The sequence below is a fragment of the Novosphingobium capsulatum NBRC 12533 genome (assembly GCF_001598375.1).
Classification (GTDB): domain Bacteria; phylum Pseudomonadota; class Alphaproteobacteria; order Sphingomonadales; family Sphingomonadaceae; genus Novosphingobium; species Novosphingobium capsulatum.
The window spans coordinates 16,038-32,901 of the sequence record NZ_BCYV01000018.1 but is presented as its reverse complement, the minus strand read 5'-3'; the positions used below and the strand labels follow the sequence as shown (position 1 = coordinate 32,901).

Below are 16,864 nucleotides of genomic sequence, written 5' to 3'. Positions count from 1 at the left end.
TGATAGGATATGCCGGTTGCATAACCGCGTCAAAGGCTTGTTGCCCCAAGGCCGCGAAAAGGGAGAGACGATGGACCGCGAGGCCCTCTATGCCGCACTCGATGCCTTTCTGGCTGCCCTCGGCCAAGGGGCTTCGGCCCAGGTCAACTGGGCGAGCGATGCGCTGTTTTCCGAAAACAATGTTATGCTGGCCACCGACGATGGCGTGTGGGGCACGGTGCAGGGGCTGGGCGATTATCGCCTGCGCTTTGCCGATGTGCGCACCCGCCAGGTCGGCTATTTCGGCACGCTGATCGAGGCGATCGAGGAATCGGCACTGACCGTGCGGCTGGCCCTGAACGAGGCGGGCGAGGTGGCGGAGGCCGAGCTGCTGATCGTGCGCCAGTCGGACAGCGGCATCAAGTTTGAAAACCCGCGCTATTGGGACAAGCCGATCCTGCACCGCGAGCCGGAAAGCCCGGTCGATCGGGCCGAGATGGTGCGGCTGTCCAACGGCTATTTCGACACGCTGCAGCGCAACGATGGTACGATCCACACCCGGTTCCACCCCGATTGCCAGCGGGTGGAAAACGGCGTGCAGACCACGCGCAACCCCGAATTTGCCAAGATCGTGCCGGTATCGGCGCTGGGCTGCGAAGAGCAGTTCCGCATGGGCAACTATCGCTATGACGACGAACTGCGCGCGCGGCGCTTCCCCCTGGTGGACGAGGAGCGCGGGCTGGTGCTGGCGTTTGGCTTCATCGATCATTCCGGGCGGATCGATGAGTATCAGCTGACCGATGGCCGCACCGTGAAAAGCCCGGTACGCCGGCCGCACAGCTTCTACATCTCCGAGCTGTTCAAGATCGACCATGGCATGATCGAGCAGATCGAAGCCAATTTCATCACCGTGCCCTATCGCATGCCCAGCCCATGGGATGCGCTGTGATGCGCGGGGTTTGGGGATGGTTGCGGGGGGCTTCGACAGGCTCAGCCCGAACAGCTCACTTCACTTGGTTCCCGTTCGCCCTGAGCTCGGCGAAGGGCTGTGCGGGGCGCGCGACTGCGGGGGGCTTCGACAAGCTCAGCCCGAACGGGGACGGGCGGAAGCTGGCCCACTCTCCCCTCCTCTTTAGAGGAGGGGCCGGGGGTGGTGGAAATCTGGCGCCAGGGATGCACCACCCCCCGACCCCCTCCTCTGAAGAGGAGGGGGAGAAGAGCGCCATCTCCGTTCGCCTGGGGTTTGGCAAAGGGCGCTGGCGCAACCTGGCCATTCTGGCTTCGGCAAGCCTGACGCTGGCCGCGGCCGCGCCGCTGACGCAAGGCGCCGGCAGCGAATGGATCGAGCCGGGCGGGGACGCGGGCAAGACGCATTGGTCCACGCTCGACGCCATCAACCCGGCCAATGTGGCGCGGCTGGGCTTGGCCTGGGAAGCAGACCTTGGCACCGCGCGCGGGCAGGAAGCCAGCCCGGTGATGGTGGGCGGGGTACTCTATGTCGCCGGCAATGCCGGGCGCGCCTATGCCTATGACGCGGCAAGTGGCCGCGAACTCTGGCGGTTCGAGCCGGAGGTGGACATGCAGCGCAACCGCACCGCGTGCTGCGACATGGTCAACCGCGGGCTGGCCGTATCAGGCGGCAAGGTGTTCATCGCCGCGCTCGACGGGTGGATGTACGCGCTCGACGCCAAGACCGGCGCCGTGGTGTGGAAGACCGATTTCATCGAAGACCGCAAGCGCGGCGACAACTCCACCGGCGCGCCCGAAGTGGCCGGCGACCTGGTGGTCATCGGCATGGGCGGCGCGGAGTATGACGTGCGCGGCTATGTCACGGCGCTCGATATCAAGACCGGGGCGATCCGCTGGCGCTGGCACGTGGTGCCGCATGATCCCGCGCTCGGCCCACAGGAAACCCCCGAACTCGAAGCCGCGCTCAAGACCTGGGACCCCAAGAGCCGCTGGGACGTGGGCGGCGGTGGCGCGCCGTGGGACGCGATCAACTATGATCCTGAAACCGGTTACGTGCTGGTCGGCACCGGCAATGGCGGCCCTTATGCGCGCTCGAAACGCTCGCCTGCCGGCGGCGACAATCTCTATCTCGGCTCGCTCGTCGCGCTCGATCCCAAGACCGGGCGGATGGTCTGGCATTACCAGGAAACGCCCGAAGACAATTGGGATTTCACCTCTACCCAGCCGATGATCCTGACGCACATGGCAGTCGACGGGCAGACGCGCGGGGTGATCCTGCATGCGCCCAAGAACGGCTTTCTCTATGTGATCGATCGCAAGACCGGCCAGGTGCTGCGCGCCAATGCCATTGCGCGGGCCAACTGGATCAAGGGCTTCGAGCCGGGCACGATGAAGCCGATCCTCAACAGGGAAGCTGCAGACTATACCGATGGGCCCAAGATCGTGTTTCCCTCCACCGTGGGGGCACGCAACTGGTTTCCGGCGGCCTATAGCCCGCAGACCGGCCTCTATTACGGATCGGTGGCTGATATCGGCAACCTGATCTTCATGACGCCGGGCGCCAAGCCCTATCGCGCCCGCGCGCTCAACAACGATGCCGCGCTGATCTTTACCCCCGATGTGGTGGCAGCCACGGAAACGCTGCCGCCGCCGATGGCGCAGGCGGTCAAGGCGCTGCCGGCCTATGCGCAGGCCAAGGCAGATCCCGGCAAGAGCCAGTTGCGCGCGATCGATCCGCTTACCGGCAAGACGGTGTGGGCGGTGGACAGCGAAGGCTGGCAGGACCGCGGCGGCGTGCTGGCCACGGCATCGGGCCTGATCGTGCAGGGTACGCTGTCGGGCAAGCTGGTGGTGCGCGATGCGCGCAATGGCGCCGTGCTGAAAAGCATCGAGACCGGCAGCCCGATCATGGCCGCGCCGATCACCTATGCCGTGCGCGGCGTACAGTACATTGCCGTGCAGGCCGGCTGGGGCGGGGGCGGCTGGGCCTTTACCCCGCGCTATTCGGCCGCCTACAGCCGGGGCAACCAGAACCGCCTGCTGGTCTTCCGCCTCGATGGCAGCAAGGTGCCGCTGCCGCCGCTGCTGCCCCCGCTGGAGGTGGCGCCGCCGCCGCCGGCCCAGGCGCCTGGGGTGACGGCGGCCACGATTGCGCGCGGGCAGGGGCTGTTCTTTGCCAACTGCGCGATCTGCCATGCCAATATCCACCGTTCGATGGCGCCAGACCTGCGCCGCATGCAGCCCGGCACGCACGAGGCGTTCAAGCAGATCGTGCTGGAAGGCGCGCTGCTGCCGGCCGGCATGCCACGCTGGGACGATGTCTTGCGCCCTGATGATGCCGATGCGATCCATGCCTACCTGATCGATCTGCAGGGCAAGACGCGGGCCGATGAACTGGCCAAGCAGAAGGCCGGCAAGCCGCTCGACGGGCCGAGCCTGACCATCCTTTCCAACTATTGAACCGAACGGGCCGCTTCCTCATGGACTTTTCCACGCTCGACAATCCCCGCCTGGAGTTTGCCTTTGCCTGCACGCTGAAATTCACGCGGGTGCAGATGATCCCCGACTTGCCCAGCGGCGGCATGCGCAGCGCGGTCTATGTCGACGAAGGCGTGTTCGAAGGGCCGCGCCTGAAAGGCCGGGCGGTGCCCAATTCGGGCGGGGACTATGCGTTCTTCCGCAGCGATGACACTGCCGTGTTCGATGCGCGCTATGTCTTGGAAGTGGACGATGGCACGCTGATCTACATGCAGAACAAGGGCTTTTTGTGGGGGCGCGAGGCCGGCACGATGGATCGCTTGCGCGCCTGGGCCTTTGCCGGCGGCGCGCCGGTTCCCCATGCCGAATACTATCTGCGCGCCCAGCCCACGTTCGAGACCAGCAAGGGCCCGCACGACTGGCTGACGCGGCACGTGTTCATCGGCGTGGGCGAGCGGCGCCCGGACGGCAACCATGTGAAGTATTACGCGCTGACGTGAGCGGCCCATAGGGGCACGTTGGCATTTTGTAATTATCTTCGCGATGGCCGCTTTGCTATCGGCGGCGCTCCTTTGAGGGGCGTGTGGCATGGCGTGGCGTGTGATGAGGCAGGGTGTGGCCCTGGCAGCGATGGTGGGCGGTGTGTCGGCAACGCAGCCGGCCCTGGCCGCGCCAGAGGAAATCCAGGTCTACATGGACGAGATGGACCAGCCCGGCCATTTCGGCCTCGATACCCACATCAACTATGTGGCCGATGGCACCTCCACCGATGACTATGCCGGGGCGCAGCAGGCGCTGCACCGCCTGCGCGTCACGCCCGAGTTCTCCTATGGCATCACGCCCTATCTGGAAGCAGGGCTCTATCTGCCGCTGGCGACGCTCGATGGGCAGGGCCGGCTCGATCCTGGCGGGGTCAAGACCCGGCTCAAGTTCATCGCGCCGCGCCGCCCCGGACAGAACTGGTGGTGGGGGGCCAATTTCGAGATCGGCCACGTCGATCACAAGCTCGACATCAATCCGTGGAATGCCGAGCTGAAAGGTATCGTCGGCACGCGGCTGGGCAAGTGGACCCTGGCCGAAAACGCCAATGTCGATTTCGTGGTGTCAGGCCCGGTCGGCCATTCCCCCGAAGTCGAGTTCGACACCCGCGTCGCCTATGCGATGACGAAGAAGGTCTCGCTGGGCATCGAAAGCTATAACGGCACGGGCAGCTTTGCCCATTTCGGCAACCTGCATGGCAGCGACCAGTCGATCTTTGCCGTGGCCGACGTGGACCTGGGGCGCTGGGCGCTCAACCTGGGGGTTGGCCACGGCTATGGCACCAATGCCGATACCACGATCGTCAAGGCCATCGTCAGCCTGCCGTTCGAGCGCATCCTGGGGCGGCGCAACGCGGTTGATTAGGCGGCGGGTAGAAGGTGAACGGGCGAGAATGGGTGGGAAGGTGCCGTTCGCGCGGTGACCGCAGGCATGGCGCCCGTTATCAAGCGGGACCCCGGATCAAGTCCGGGGTGACGATAAATTTTTGCGGTATCTATATTTTCTCGTCACCCCGGACTTGATCCGGGGTCCCGCTGTTCTGCTTGTGCAAAACGCCAGCATGTCCTCAAATAAGCGAAACCGCTCATTCGAATTGGCCCACGCCGGCTAATACGCCGCGTTGACATCAAGCGACGGGGCGTTGGCCTTGGCCAGGATATCGCGCAGCCCGACGTTTTCGTCGGGATAGCGGATGTCGGTGATTTTCCAGCCTTCCTCCTTGCGCGCCATGGCGATCACTAGGTGCACGGTGGGGCCATCGGCCACGCCGCTGCGGGTCACGGTGACGTGGGCCAGGGCCTTGTGGGCATCGGCATGGGTGATCATGATGGTCTGTTGCAGATCGGTGGGGTTGTTGCACAGGCAGAGCGGATTGCCGGCCAGCGACGAGCCGGTGCCGCGGGTGGTATCGGCGAGCAGGCCGGCCATTTCCTCGGAAAAATAGCGGTGGCGCAGGTCGCCCACGGTGGAAACCGCCCCGCCCAGGCCATCGTCGGCAAACATGGCCTTGAGAAATGCGGTGGGATCATCGGGTGTCGCCGCCGAGAAGATGCCGGCCTGGCTGCTGGCGCCGGACGGCTCGGCATCGAGCGTGCCGGCGATATCGGGCGTATCGCCATCGTGCGAGAACAGCCGCGACAGCTGGCTGCAGCCAGTGGTGCCGGCCAGCACGGCCGTGGCGAGAGCGATGGTGACGAAAGGCTTGGTCTTCATGCCAGGTGCTTGGCTCGCTGCAAAGTCCTGGTCCCCGCCTGCGATGATAGCCGGGGCTGGGCGGCTTGGCGATACAAATCATGTGATGGCGGCTTGACCGACCGCGGGATTACAGGCAGAACAATAACAATTGTTAGAAAATGAGTCCCGGTTGCGGGACCATGATGGGAGAGATCTGCCGGTGAAACTGCACCTGCCGCCCCGCGTCAGCCCCCAGGGCTTTGCCGCCGCGCTCAAGGCCTATGAAGGCGTGGTGGGCAAGGACTGGGTCATGGCCAGCGAAAGCGACCGTGACGCCTATTCCGACATCTATGCCCCTGGCGATGCCGAGCAATGGGCCGCCAGCGCCGCCGTGGCGCCGGCCAATGTCGAGGAAGTGCGGGCGGTCGTGCGCCTTGCCAACGAGCACAAGACCCCGCTGTGGCCGGTCGCGCGCGGCAAGAACCTGGGCTATGGCACGGCCGCGCCGCGCATGGCCGGGTCGATCGTGCTCGATCTGGGGCGCATGAACAAGATCATCGATATCGATCCCAAGCTGGCCACCTGCGTGGTGGAGCCGGGCGTGGGGTTCTTTGACCTGCACGATGCGATCCTGCGCGGCAACCATCCGTTGTGGATGAGCGTGCCGGGCAATGGCTGGGGCTCGGTGATCGGCAACGCGCTCGATCACGGCATCGGCTATACCCCTTATGGCCTCCATGCCCGCAACCTGTGCGGGCTGGAAGTAGTACTGCCCGATGGCGACCTGCTGCGCACCGGCATGGGGGCGATGACCGGCAACCCGGCCTGGCACCTGTTTCCGTTCAGCTATGGCCCGACCTATGACCTGGCGTTCACCCAGTCGAACCTGGGCGTGGTCACCAAGGCCGGGCTGTGGCTGCAACCCGCGCCTGAAGCCTCGCTCGAGCTGATCTTCGACATTCCCGAAGAGGGGGATATCGGCTGGGTGGTCGATACCATCGCCCCGCTCAAGATTTCCGGGCTGATCGAGCAGAACGTGTTCATCCCCAGCTGGCTGGGCAAGATGGTGCTGAAAGGGCAGCGCCACGATTTCTGGGACAAGCCGGGCGCCATCCCCGAATGGCGCGTGGCCGAGCTGCTCAAGCAGTACAAGCTGGGCTACTGGCAGGTGGCGCTGCGCCTCTATGGCGAGGAAAGCGTGATCAAGGCCAAGGCCGAGATCGTCAAGGCGGCGATGAAGCGCCATCTGGCCGCGCCGCCGCAGGAAAACTGGTGGCGGCAAGGCGACGCCATCGGCCAGTACGAGATCACTATGGGCGTGCCCTCGGCTGTGCCGCTACAGATGTCTGACTGGATCGGCGGGCGCGGCGCGCACATGGGCTTTTCCCCGGTGGTGCCGGCGAGCAGCGAGCATGTGCTGGGTCAGTTGAAGCGCAGCCGGAAGATCATCGCCGATCATGACGTGGATTTCTATGCCAGCTTCACCATCGGCGGGCGCTTTGCCAACAACATCAACATGCTGATGTACGATCGCGACGATGCCGCGATGGTTTCGAACATGAAGGCGCTGTTCAACGCGCTGATCAGCGAGACGGCCAAGGCTGGCTATGGCGAATACCGCACGCACCTGGGCTGGATGGACCCGGTGATGGACACGTTCGATTACAACAACCACGCGCTGCGCCGGTTCGACGAGCGGGTGAAGAACGCGCTCGATCCCAACGGCATCATCGCCCCGGGCAAGCAGGGCGTGTGGCCCGCCGCCTATGCCGCGCAGCGCCATTCCGCGCCGCAGGATAGCGTGACCAAGGGAGGCAAGGCATGACGCGCACCATTCTCGCCGTTGCGGCGATCGTTCTGGGCGCCTCGGTTGCGCTGGCGCAGGCCGGGGCGCCGCATGCGCCGATGGGGCCGCCGCCGGGGCCGCCGCCACCCTATCAGTTGCGCCCGGCCTATCCGGCGGGCGATCGCACCGCCGCGGGCGGCAATGGCAAGGTGCTGTTCGAGGCACACTGCGGCTATTGCCACTTGGCCGGGGGCATGGGCACCAACCTGGTGACCAAGCAGCAGATGATGATGGGTCGCACACCCGACCAGGGCCTGCTGGCCAACCGCACCGATCTTACCGCCGATTACGTCAAGGCCGTGGTGCGCGGCGGTAAGGGCGCCATGCCTACGCAGACCCGCGTCGATATCACCGATGCCGAACTCGATGCCGTGGCAAAGTACCTGGGGAAGGCGGGCTGATGCGCGTGAGGCTCGATCGCCGCACGCTGCTGCGCAGCGGCGCGCTGGGGGCTGCCGGCGTGGCCCTGCCGGCCGGTGCCCAGGCCATGGTGCCACCCGCGCTGGTGGTGTTTGACAGCCGCGTAGCAGAAAGCCGCGCCTTTGCCGCCGGCTTTCCGCTGGCTGCGCGTCACGATCTGGCGCTCGGCCCTCTGGCGCTGCACCGCCGCCTGGCCACGCTGGACCAGGGGCGCGTCGAAGGGCTGACGGGGTGGAGCGACTGGGTTATGCTGCGCGGTGCCGCGCGCGGGCAGGGTTTGCGGACCACGGCCGAGCGCGCGGTGGCTGCGCCGCTTTCGGGCAAGCGGCACCTGTTCCGCTGGAGCATGGCGGCGCGGAGTTGATCTGCCCTTTGAGGCAGCAAACGTGAAACGCACGCAGATGGCGGCTTGACCGCCGGCAATCCGCATTTAGTATGCAACACTAACAAATACCGGGGTAACCGGAATCGGGAGAGTCGATGCCATAGCCGCGTGTTCGCCTGTGGTTTTTGCCCGCCAGCCTGGCGCTTCCCGGTTCCGCCGATATGCGGATGAGGAGAAGCCATGCGTGCGATTGATTACTTCGACCGGGGCCATGACCGCGATCCCGCGCGGCTGGCGATTGTCGATACGCAAACCGGCCTGAAGCTGACCTTTGCCCAAACCAAGGAATTGAGCGAGCAGATCGCCGCCGCGCTGCAACGCCACGGCTTTGAAAACCAGGATCTGCTGGGCCTCTATGGCCCCAACGATGGCATGCTGCTGGTGGTGCTGCTGGCGATGTGGCGCGCCAATGGCAAGTGGATCCCGGTCAACACCCGCAATGCCATCGATGCCAACGCTGCCTATATCAACTATGTGCGCTGCAAGTGGCTGGTCTATCATTCCAGCAAGGCCGATGAAGTGGCGCAGTTGAAAGCGCTGTGCCCGGTGATGCAGCATTTCGTCTGCCTTGATCGGCGCATGGGCGACGATCCCAGCCTGGAAGAATTCATCGCCGGGGTGACCGCGCAGGATTTCGTCGAGCCCGAGATCGACGCATTCGGCAACCTGTTCGATCTGGTCGGCATCTTTCCCACCGGCGGCACTACCGGCCCTTCGAAGGGTGCCAATGTCACCAACCTGGGTTGGGGCACGATGATCGAGACGGCGGCCGATGGCATGGGCGGGCGCACCGCCGATCCTGTGGCGCTGGTGTCTGCGCCGATCACTCACGCCGCCGGGCCGATTTCACTGTCCACGCTCAGCCTGGGCGCGACGCAGGTGATCCTGCCCGGCTTCGATGCCGAAGCCGTGCTTTCCGCGATCGAGGAGCACAAGGTCACCCACATGTACCTGCCGCCCACGGCGTTGTACCAGCTCATGGCCTCGCCGCAGATCGGCGCGCATGATTATTCGAGCCTGAAGATCTTCATCCTGGTGGGGTCGCCCTGCTCGCCCGAAAAGCTGCGCCAGGCGGTGGAAATCTTTGGCCCGTGCATGTGCCAGGCCTATGGCCAGGTGGAATGCCCGATGATCGTGGCCTGGTTCCCACCCGAAGACGTGGCCCGCTTTGCCCAGGAGGCGCCCGAAAAGCTGGCCGCCTGCGGCAAGCCGACCCGCTCGATCAAGGTGGCGCTGCTCGACGATGATGGGCAGCCGGTCGCCTTGGGCGAGGCTGGCGAAATTTGCGTGCGGGGCGCGCTGGTGACGCACAGCTATTTCGAAAAGCCCGAGGAAACCGCCGAAATCCGCAAGTTCGGCTGGCACCACACCGGGGACGTGGGCAAGCTCGATCAGGACGGCTACCTCTATATCGTCGATCGCAAGAAGGACATGGTGGTCTCTGGCGGGTTCAACGTCTTCACCGCCGAAGTCGAGGCGGCCGTGACCGAACTGCCCCAGGTGCGCGAGGCCTGCGTGTTTGGCATCCCGCACGAAAAGTGGGGCGAGCAGGTGCATGCCGTGGTCGTGGCCCAAGGGGTGAGCGAGGCGGACATCATCAGCTTTGCCAAGGCTCGCCTTGGCGGGGTGAAGGCGCCCAAGTCGGTGGAGTTTGTCGACGCCATTCCCCGCACGGCGGCCGGCAAGATGGACAAGAAGGCCCTGCGCACGAAATACTGGGGCAATGCCCAGCGCATGGTGAACTGAACACAGTGAACTGACCTGAAAAATCAGGCGCAAGAACGACGTGACATGGAGAGAGTGATGCGGAACGGGTTCGTGGCTGGGTTGGGCCTCGCATCGCTGGCGGCGCTGGCGCTGGCAGGGTGTGGCAAGGCGGTGGGTGATGCGCCGGCGGGTGCGGCGACAAGCGGGGTGACCGATGCCCTGATTGCCGCGGCCCCGCAGGATGAATGGCTCAGCTACGGGCGCGATTACGGCGAGCAGCGCTTCTCGCCGCTCGACAAGATCAACACCGGCAACGTCGGGCAACTGGGCCTGGCCTGGTCGGTCGATCTCGATACCGCGCGCGGCCAGGAAGCCACGCCGCTGATGCACGATGGCGTGCTCTACACCACCACCGCCTGGTCGATGGTCAAGGCCTATGACGCGCGCACCGGCAAGGTGATCTGGCAATACGATCCCAAGGTGCCGCGCGAAACCCTGGTTTCGGCCTGCTGCGACGCGGTCAACCGCGGGGCGGCGCTCTATGGTGACAAGATCTATGTCGGCACGCTGGATGGGCGGCTGATCGCGCTCGACCAGAAGACCGGCCATGTCGTGTTCGACAAGGTCGTCGTGCCCGATCCCAAGAACTATGCCATCACCGGTGCGCCGCGCGTGGTGAAGGGGCGCATCGTCATCGGTTCGGGCGGCGGGGAATACCGCGCGCGTGGCTATATCGCGGCTTATGACGCGCAGACCGGCGCGCAGGTGTGGAAGTTCAACACCGTGCCGGGCAATCCCAAGGACGGGTTCGAGAACAAGGCGATGGAAGCCGCCGCCAAGACCTGGACCGGCGACTGGTGGACGCTGGGCGGTGGCGGCACGGTGTGGGATTCGATCACCTATGATCCCAAGACCAACCTGATCCTGTTCGGCACCGGCAATGCCGAGCCGTGGAACCCGGCGCCCGCCGGGCGCAGTGGGGATTCGCTCTACACCTCGTCGATCGTGGCGGTGAATGCCGATACCGGCGCCTATGCCTGGCACTATCAGGAAACGCCCGAGGACCGCTGGGATTTCGATTCCGACGCGCAGATCACGCTGGCCGACATGACGATCGACGGCAAGCCGCGCCATGTCGCGCTGCATGCGCCCAAGAACGGCCATGTCTATGTGCTCGATGCGCAGACCGGGCAGTTCCTGTCGGCGACGCCCTTCGTGCCGGTGAACTGGAACACCGGGATCGATCCCAAGACCGGCCGGCCGACGATCAACCCCGAGGCGCGCTATGAGAAGACCGGCAAGCCGTTCATCGGCCTGCCGGGTGCGGGCGGGGCCCATTCGTGGCAGCCGCAAAGCTTCAGCCCCAAGACCAACCTCTTGTATATTCCGGCCAACGTTGCCGGTTTCCCCTATTTCGCGGCCAAGGACTGGAAGCCCAGCGGCATGGGCTTCCAGACCGGGATCGACGGTTACACCACGTCGATGCCGGCCGATCCCAAGGTGCAGGCCGGTGCGCTGGCCGGCACGACCGGTGCGCTGATCGCGTGGGACGTGGCCAATCGCAAGGTGGCCTGGCGGGTGGACCAGGTTTCGCCGTGGAACGGCGGCATCCTGTCGACCGCCGGCAACCTCGTGTTCCAGGGCAATGCCCAGGGGCAGTTCGTCGCCTACAGCGCCGACAAGGGCCAGAAGCTGTGGTCGTTCCCGGCGCAGAGCGGCATCGTTGCCGCGCCGATGACCTATGCCATCGGCGGCGAGCAATATGTGGCGGTGATGGTCGGCTGGGGCGGCGTGTGGGACGTGGCCACCGGCATTCTCGCGCACAAGGGTGGGGCATCGCGCAACATCAGCCGCCTGATGGTGTTCAAGCTGGGCGCCAAGGGGCAATTGCCGCCACCACCACCCAGCAATGCCGGCCCGCTCGATCCGCCGCCGCTGACCGGCACGCCCGAGCAGGTCGCCCATGGCGGCATGCTCTATGGCCGTTATTGCAACGTCTGCCATGGCGACGCTGCGGTGGCCGGTGGGGTGAACCCGGATCTGCGCCATTCGGGTGCGATCGGTTCGGCCGAGGGCATCAAGATGGTCGTGCTCGATGGCGCGCTGCACGAGGCCGGAATGGTCTCGTTCAAGAGCGTGCTGACCGCCGACGATGCCGAGGCGATCCGCCAGTACCTGATCGCGCGCGCCAACCAGGACAAGGCGCTGGAGGCCAAGACCGGCCAGCGCATCGGCAAGGGCACGGCGCGCAATTGACGCGCGCTTGGCCCGGTGAAACTGTTATGATACATTACAAATAATGGAGAGGAGTCGGCCATGAACGAGATGACGACGATTTCGCGCGAGCAGCGCGCCTATTCCCCGCAAGCGTCGGCCTTTCTGGCGCGCAAGCCGCAGCTGTTCATCAACAACGAATGGGTGGACAGCAGCCACGATGCCGTGATCGACGTGGAAGACCCCTCGAGCGGCAAGATCGTGGGCCACGTGGTCGATGCATCGGACAAGGACGTGGATCGCGCCGTCGCTGCCGCGCGCGCCGCGTTCGATGATGGCCGCTGGTCTGGCCTGCCGCCGATGGTGCGCGATCGCACCATGAACCGCCTGGCCGATCTGCTCGAAGCCAATGCCGATCTCTTTGCCGAACTCGAAGCGATCGACAACGGCAAGCCCAAGACCATGGCCGGCGCCATCGATATTCCCGGTGCGATCAGCCAGTTGCGCTTCATGGCCGGCTGGGCCAGCAAGATTTCGGGCGAAACCACGCAGCCCTATACCATGCCCGGCGGGCAGGTATTCAGCTATACCGTGCGCGAGCCGGTGGGCGTGTGCGCGCAGATCGTGCCGTGGAACTTCCCGCTGCTGATGGCTTCGCTCAAGATCGCGCCAGCCCTGGCGGCGGGCTGCACCCTGGTATTGAAGCCCGCCGAGCAGACCTCGCTCACTGCGCTCAAGCTCGCTGATCTGGTGGTGGAAGCCGGCTTCCCCGCCGGCGTCATCAACATCATCACCGGCAATGGCCACACTGCTGGTGATCGCATGGTCAAGCACCCCGATGTCGACAAGGTGGCCTTCACCGGATCGACCGAGATCGGCAAGCTGATCAACCGCAATGCCACTGCCAGCATGAAGCGCGTGACGCTGGAACTGGGCGGCAAGAGCCCGGTGGTGGTGATGCCCGATGTCGACGTGGCGCAGGCAGCGCCGGGCGCGGCGGGTGCGATCTTCTTCAATTCGGGCCAGGTCTGTGTGGCGGGCTCGCGCCTGTTCGCGCACAAGTCGGTGTTCGATCAGGTTCTCGAAGGCATGGCCGCCACCGCCCCGTTCTGGAGCCCGCGCCCCAGCCTCGATCCCGAGGCGCACATGGGGCCGCTGGTCAGCAAGGAACAGCACGAGCGGGTGATGGGCTATATCGAAGCGGGCAAGCGCGATGGTGCCAGCGTGGTGATGGGCGGCGACGTGCCGGCCAGCGATGGCGGCTATTACGTCAACCCCACGATCCTGGCCAACGTGAACCCGCAGATGAGCGTGGTGCGCGAGGAAATCTTTGGCCCGGTCGTGGTGGCGCAGCGCTTTGAAGACCTGGATGAAGTGGCGCGCATGGCCAACGACACCTGCTTTGGCCTGGGCGCCGGCATCTGGACCAAGGATGTGGCGACGATGCACAAGCTGGCGGCCAAGATCAAATCGGGCACCGTCTGGGGCAATTGCCACGCCATGATCGATACCGCGCTGCCGTTCGGCGGCTACAAGGAATCGGGCCTGGGCCGCGAACAGGGCCGCCAGGGCGTGGAGGCCTATCTCGAAACCAAGACCGTGATCATTCAGCTGTAAGGCGCTGATTTAAAGCGCGCCTTTTTCTCTTCGTCACCCCGGGCTCGACCCGGGGTCCCGCTTCTTCGTTCCGCAGTGCCGGTTTAGGTGCCAAGCGGGACCCCGGATCAAGTCCGGGGTGACGAAAGATGAGGCGCACATCGCAAGGACTGCATTGATGCCCATAGACCTGTCCAAGATCACCGCCATCGACGTGCACGTGCATGCCGAAGTTTCGTGCCACGATCCCGAAGATCCGGTGATGGGCAAGTTTTTCGATGCGGCATCGAGCTATTTCAAGGCGCCGCGCGAGCGGCCCAAGATGCCCGAGATCGCGCAGATCTATCGCGACCAGAACATCGCGTTCTGCCTGTTCACGGTGGACTGCGAGAGCGGGATCGGCGCCAAGCGCGTGTCGAACTATGAAATCGCCGAATTTGCCGCGCAGAACGACGACGTGTGCATTCCCTTTGCCTCGATCGATCCGCACAAGGGCAAGTATGGCGCGCGCGAGGCGCGTGACCTGATCGAAAACTATGGCGTCAAGGGCTTCAAGTTTCACCATATCTGCCAGAACATCCATCCGGCCGAGCAGGTTGGCTATGCCATCTACGAGGTGATCAACCACTACAAGCTGCCGGCGATCTTCCACACCGGGCATTCCGGCATGGGCACCGGCATGCGCGGGGGCGGGGGCATCCGCCTGAAATACGGGCAGCCGATGCTGGTCGATGATGTGGCGGTGGATTTCCCCGACATGAAGATCATCCTGGCGCACCCCTCGTGGCCGTGGGTGGATGAAAGCCTGTCGATGGCGCTGCACAAGGACAACGTGTTCATCGACCTGTCGGGCTGGAGCCCCAAGTATTTCCAGCCGCAGATCATCCAGTATGCCAATACCCAGCTGCGCAAGAAGATGCTGTTCGGCAGCGATTTCCCGCTGATCCGGCCCGACAAGTGGCTCGATGCCGCGCGCCAGGTCGGCTTCCGCGACGATGTGCTGCCGGGCATCATGAAGGACAACGCCGTGCGGTTGCTGGGCCTGGAATGACCTCCGATCCGGCCGACATCCGCGCGTGGCAGCGGCTGGGGGCCGATGTCACCACGTCGTGCCGGCTGGAGCCGCGCGACGTGGCGCGGCTAGCCGGGCTGGGCGTGGCCCATGTGATCAACCTGGCGCTGGAAACCCACCCAGAGGCCCTGCCCGAAGAGGGCGCGCGGCTGGCGACGGCGGGCATCGGCTATACCCATATCCCCGTGCCGTTCGATGCGCCCGATGACGGGCATTTCGCCGCGTTCTGCGCAGCACTGGATGCAGCGCCGCGCCCGGTGCACGTGCATTGCATCATGAATTGGCGGGTGGCGGCGTTCTTCTATCGCTGGCACCGCGCGGTGGCCGGCATGGGCGAGGGGCAGGCGCGCGCGCTGATGGCCCGGCAATGGACGCCAGAAGGGTCTGACCGGCCCGAGGCCCAGGTCTGGGCCGCGTTCATCGCAGGCGGGCGGGCATGACGGATTTCGCCGGCCGCCATGTGGTGATCACCGGGGCTTCCAGCGGGATCGGCCGCGCGACGTCGCAGCGCGTGGTGGCCGGCGGCGGCACGGTAACCCTGATTGCCAGGCGCGCCGCCTTGCTGGAAGAGGCGGTGGCAGAATTGGGCGGCGCGGCCGGATGGGCAGTGGCAGACGTGGCTGACAAGCCGCAATTGCTGGCGGCGCTGGACGCGGCTGTGGCTGCGCGCGGCGCCATCGACGGCCTGTTCTGCAACGCCGGTATTGGCGGCACATTTGCGGCGGTGGAAGACTATGGCGACGCGGCGTTTGCGGCGGTCATGGCGGTCAATGTCACGGCGGTATTCCACGCTATTGCCCATGTCGTTCCGGCGATGAAGCAGCGGCGGCGCGGCGCGATCCTGGTGACCGGCAGCCTGGCGAGCGAGCGCGGCATGGCGATGAACGCGGGCTATGTCGCGTCAAAGCACGCGGTGCTCGGCCTGTCGCGCGCGGTCGCGCTGGAACTGGCGCCGTTCGGCGTGCGCTGCAATTGCGTGGTGCCCGGTTTCATCGAAACCCCGATGCTCGATGCCCTGCCACCCGATGCCGCAACGGCGATGGCCGCCCGCGTGCCGCAGGGGCGCACCGGCAGTGCCGATGAACTGGCGCAGGTCGCCGCCTTTCTGCTGTCGGATGCCGCAGCCCATGTCACCGCGCAAAGCTGGGCCGTGGATGGCGGCCTTTTGGGAACCCTGTCGCTGTAACGGAGTGCGACCATGGCCTTGACCTATTACCACGCCGAACCCGTGGCGAACTCGCTCAAATCGATGATTCCGCTCAAGGAAAAGGGTCTGGGCTATGCCAGTCGCTATGTCGATCTGCACAAGTTCGAGCAGCACCAGCCGTGGTTCACCGCGATCAATCCCGAAGGACAGGTGCCCGTGCTCGATCACGATGGCACGATCATCACGCACACCACCGTGATCAACGAATACCTGGAGGATGCCTTCCCCGATGCCCAGCCGGCCGATGGCCCGTTGCGACCGCGCGACCCCGTGGACGCGGCGCGGATGCGCTATTGGAACAAGTTTGTTGACGAGCATGTGATGAACCACGTGTCGATGCATGGCTGGCACCGCATGGTTGGGATCATTGCACGCAACATCGAGAACGGCGAATTCGAAAAGCTGCTGGAAAACATCCCGCTGCCCGACCAGCGCAAGAAATGGGCGACGGCGCGATCGGGCTTTTCCGAAAGCGACCTGGCCCATGCCCTGGACAAGATCACCTATGCGGTGGACAAGGTGGAACGCCAGCTGGGCGAAACCGCCTGGCTTGCCGGGGACAGCTATACGCTTGCCGACATCAACTTTTATGCCCATTGCGGGATGATGGTGGAGCGGATGTTCCCCGAACTGGATATCGCCGTGCGCGCGCCGCGCCTGGTGGCCTGGCGCGATCGCATGACCGCACGGCCCGCCGTGGCCGCTGCGCTGGCGGGCGAGGATCGCACCGCGCCCGGCCTGCGCACCTGGACCGGGCACGCGCGTTAAAAGAGGATT

At 65.2% G+C, this 16,864-nt stretch carries 15 protein-coding genes; 14 read left to right on the top strand and 1 reads right to left on the bottom strand.

Annotation, left to right across the window (positions count from 1 at the left end; genetic code table 11):
• Positions 1–70 precede the first annotated feature (70 nt).
• From SCA01S_RS16245 to SCA01S_RS16230, 4 genes are all read left to right on the top strand, one after another.
• Positions 71–928: a DUF8021 domain-containing protein gene (locus SCA01S_RS16245; protein WP_054132637.1), complete on the top strand. Its 858-nt coding sequence runs from the start codon at positions 71–73 to the stop codon at positions 926–928.
• A 224-nt stretch (positions 929–1,152) separates the two neighbouring features.
• Positions 1,153–3,408 (top strand): PQQ-dependent dehydrogenase, methanol/ethanol family, encoded by a 2,256-nt coding sequence (locus SCA01S_RS16240; RefSeq protein ID WP_084391074.1) that lies wholly within the window; start codon positions 1,153–1,155, stop codon positions 3,406–3,408.
• Positions 3,409–3,428: 20 nt separating this feature from the next.
• A complete protein-coding gene (locus SCA01S_RS16235) occupies positions 3,429–3,926 on the top strand; it encodes a DUF3237 domain-containing protein (protein WP_022677395.1) in 498 nt (165 codons plus the stop codon).
• A 103-nt stretch (positions 3,927–4,029) separates the two neighbouring features.
• The gene (locus tag SCA01S_RS16230) at positions 4,030–4,830 is read left to right on the top strand and encodes a hypothetical protein (RefSeq protein WP_157089015.1); all 801 of its coding nucleotides are present in this window, start codon (positions 4,030–4,032) and stop codon (positions 4,828–4,830) included.
• 243 nt (positions 4,831–5,073) lie between these two features.
• Here SCA01S_RS16230 and SCA01S_RS16225 read toward each other — a convergent pair whose 3' ends face one another.
• Positions 5,074–5,679 (bottom strand): hypothetical protein, encoded by a 606-nt coding sequence (locus SCA01S_RS16225; RefSeq protein ID WP_062787557.1) that lies wholly within the window; start codon positions 5,677–5,679, stop codon positions 5,074–5,076.
• Positions 5,680–5,860: 181 nt separating this feature from the next.
• Between SCA01S_RS16225 and SCA01S_RS16220 the strand changes: the two genes are divergently transcribed.
• The 10 genes from SCA01S_RS16220 (at position 5,861) to SCA01S_RS16175 (ending at position 16,855) form a co-directional block, all read left to right on the top strand.
• On the top strand, positions 5,861–7,465 hold the full coding sequence (locus tag SCA01S_RS16220) for an FAD-binding oxidoreductase (RefSeq protein WP_054132640.1): 1,605 nt from the start codon (positions 5,861–5,863) through the stop codon (positions 7,463–7,465).
• A complete protein-coding gene (locus tag SCA01S_RS16215; protein WP_054132641.1) occupies positions 7,462–7,887 on the top strand; it encodes a c-type cytochrome in 426 nt (141 codons plus the stop codon). Before SCA01S_RS16220 ends, SCA01S_RS16215 begins: the two co-directional genes overlap by 4 nt.
• Complete coding sequence (locus SCA01S_RS16210; RefSeq protein ID WP_062787555.1) at positions 7,887–8,270, top strand: hypothetical protein; 384 nt, start codon at positions 7,887–7,889, stop codon at positions 8,268–8,270. Before SCA01S_RS16215 ends, SCA01S_RS16210 begins: the two co-directional genes overlap by 1 nt.
• A 201-nt stretch (positions 8,271–8,471) precedes the next feature.
• Positions 8,472–10,037 carry an AMP-binding protein gene (locus tag SCA01S_RS16205; protein ID WP_062787554.1) on the top strand — a complete coding sequence of 522 codons (1,566 nt, stop codon included), beginning with the start codon at positions 8,472–8,474 and terminating at the stop codon, positions 10,035–10,037.
• Between the two features lie 57 nt (positions 10,038–10,094).
• Complete coding sequence (locus SCA01S_RS16200; RefSeq protein WP_062787552.1) at positions 10,095–12,254, top strand: PQQ-dependent dehydrogenase, methanol/ethanol family; 2,160 nt, start codon at positions 10,095–10,097, stop codon at positions 12,252–12,254.
• Positions 12,255–12,314: 60 nt separating this feature from the next.
• Positions 12,315–13,829: an aldehyde dehydrogenase family protein gene (locus SCA01S_RS16195; RefSeq protein WP_054132645.1), complete on the top strand. Its 1,515-nt coding sequence runs from the start codon at positions 12,315–12,317 to the stop codon at positions 13,827–13,829.
• Positions 13,830–13,986: 157 nt separating this feature from the next.
• Positions 13,987–14,859 (top strand): amidohydrolase family protein, encoded by an 873-nt coding sequence (locus SCA01S_RS16190; protein ID WP_022677623.1) that lies wholly within the window; start codon positions 13,987–13,989, stop codon positions 14,857–14,859.
• Positions 14,856–15,320, top strand: a complete 465-nt coding sequence (locus tag SCA01S_RS16185; protein ID WP_062787551.1) for a protein tyrosine phosphatase family protein — start codon at positions 14,856–14,858, stop codon at positions 15,318–15,320. The genes SCA01S_RS16190 and SCA01S_RS16185 overlap by 4 nt, the downstream gene beginning before the upstream one ends.
• Positions 15,317–16,066, top strand: coding sequence for an SDR family NAD(P)-dependent oxidoreductase (locus SCA01S_RS16180; protein WP_062787549.1), 750 nt, complete (start codon positions 15,317–15,319; stop codon positions 16,064–16,066). Before SCA01S_RS16185 ends, SCA01S_RS16180 begins: the two co-directional genes overlap by 4 nt.
• A gap of 12 nt (positions 16,067–16,078) precedes the next feature.
• Positions 16,079–16,855, top strand: coding sequence for a glutathione S-transferase family protein (locus SCA01S_RS16175; RefSeq protein ID WP_062787547.1), 777 nt, complete (start codon positions 16,079–16,081; stop codon positions 16,853–16,855).
• The last annotated feature ends 9 nt before the right edge of the window (positions 16,856–16,864 follow it).